The following is a 1,935-nucleotide window of genomic DNA, read 5'->3' on the forward strand; positions in this document are numbered from 1 at the left end:
TGTGCGCCAGGCATGGCGCGTGGTGCGAGAGCACCGTTTGATCGGGCTGGTATCCGGTCGATGACTTGGAGGTGGAAGTCCTTTACGGGCCCTGGTGATGGGAACCGTTAGCCGAACAGCAAGGGCGTCGTCGCGAGGCGGGGTCTGAAGGAAGCTGGAGGCAAAGTGCCGGCCTGACGAACAGGAAGCGCATATGAGGCGACCGCATCCGGGCGAGGGAGCATGCAAACTCGAAGCCCGACATCACCCGGAGGGTGCGGGCGTAGATGCGCCAGGTATATGGCACGAAGGTCACGCGCATTACCCTGGGAGGTCTGCCGGCCTGCCCCTGGAGACAGATGTGCTACCGGCGTCGAGAGGTGTCGGGATGGGGCGGCAGGAGTCAGCAGAGGCCGTAGTAGCCGGACCCAGCGGTGAAGGGCTGAACATGGAGTGCTGGACGGAGGCCGGTCTTTCGATGGTGAGAACAGGGGCAGAAGACGGAGTTGAGATGCTCCGTGCCCATGCCGAGAGTAGCGGCCGGAAGCCGCGAGGGCAGGTATTGGGTGCATCAGACACCACGGCAGGACCGCAATCCTCTCGACCGGAGGCGAATGAGCGACTGATGGAGATGGTCCTCAGCCGTGAGAACATGATGGCGGCTTATTGCCGGGTGGTAGCGAACAAGGGTGCACCGGGCATCGATAAGATGACGGTGGACCAACTGAAGCCTTACCTCGCGACGCACTGGCCACACATCAGGGAAGACTTGCTGGCGGACCGTTACAGGCCGGCGCCGGTGCGCGGGGTGGAAATCCCCAAACCCGGCGGCAAAGGGATGCGGCAATTGGGCATCCCGACCGTTCTGGACCGGCTTATCCAGCAGGCGATGCATCAGGTGCTGATGCCGATCTTCGACCCGGACTTCTCTGCCTCCTCCTACGGCTTCCGGCCGGGGCGGAGCGCCCATGATGCGGTTCTAGCCGCTCGGTCACATGTGGCCGACGGTCGCCGTTTCGTGGTCGATCTTGATCTGGAGAAGTTCTTCGACCGAGTGAACCACGATGTCTTGATGGCACGCGTGGCGCGCAAGGTCGCAGACAAGCGGGTGCTGCGGCTGATCCGCCGTTACCTGCAGGCCGGGTTGATGACGGGTGGAATCACGACGGCACGCAGCGAAGGTACCCCGCAAGGCGGTCCACTCTCGCCGCTGCTGTCGAATGTCCTGCTCGATGATCTCGACAAGGAGCTGGAACGGCGTGGTCACGCCTTCTGCCGCTACGCCGACGACTGCAATGTCTACGTGCAGTCCCAACGTGCCGGTGAGCGGGTCATGGCCTCGCTTACCCGCTTCCTCGCCGAACGGCTGAAGCTCATGGTCAATGGCGCCAAAAGCGCCGTGGACCGACCGTGGAAGCGCACTTTCCTTGGCTATACCATGACCCTCCACAAGGCGCCGCGTCTGCGGATTGCGGCGTCCAGCGTGACGCGGTTCAAGGGGAAGCTAGAGGCGGCCTTCCGTGCCGGGCGCGGACGCGCCCTTGGCGCCACCATCAAAGACCTCTCCCCGATCCTGCGGGGTTGGATGGCCTACTTCCGTCTGACCGAAGGCAAGGGGGTTTTGGAGGAGCTTGATGGCTGGCTGCGGCGCAGGTTGCGCTGCATCCTATGGCGGCAATGGAAGAAGCCGGCCACGCGCGCCATGCGGCTGAGGCAACGAGGCCTGACGCAACAGCGTGCATGTGAATCGGCCGGCAACGGCCGCGGTCCCTGGTGGAATGCCGGGGCCAGCCACATGAACGATGCCTTCCGAAAGGCCTTCTTCGATCAACTCGGGCTGGTCTCACTCCAACAGGAGCTCCGACGCCTAAATCACGCTCGATGAACCGCCGTGTACGGAACCGTACGCACGGTGGTGTGGGAGGAGGGGCGCCGTAAGGCTCCCTCCTACCCGAT

The 1,935-nt window shown here is 63.7% G+C and carries 1 protein-coding gene; it reads left to right on the forward strand.

What is annotated here, in order from left to right; translation table 11 throughout:
* Window positions 1-604 precede the first annotated feature (604 nt).
* On the forward strand, window positions 605-1,864 hold the full coding sequence (gene ltrA, locus CO667_RS34475; RefSeq protein ID WP_245433428.1) for a group II intron reverse transcriptase/maturase: 1,260 nt from the start codon (window positions 605-607) through the stop codon (window positions 1,862-1,864).
* Window positions 1,865-1,935 lie beyond the last annotated feature (71 nt).

Source organism: Rhizobium sp. L43, from assembly GCF_002531725.1.
Taxonomy (GTDB): Bacteria; Pseudomonadota; Alphaproteobacteria; order Rhizobiales; family Rhizobiaceae; genus Rhizobium.

Coding starts and splice junctions, on each gene's coding strand:
- ltrA (WP_245433428.1), top strand. CDS start 605: ATGGAGATGGTCCTCAGCCGTGAGAACATGATGGCGGCTTATTGCCGG.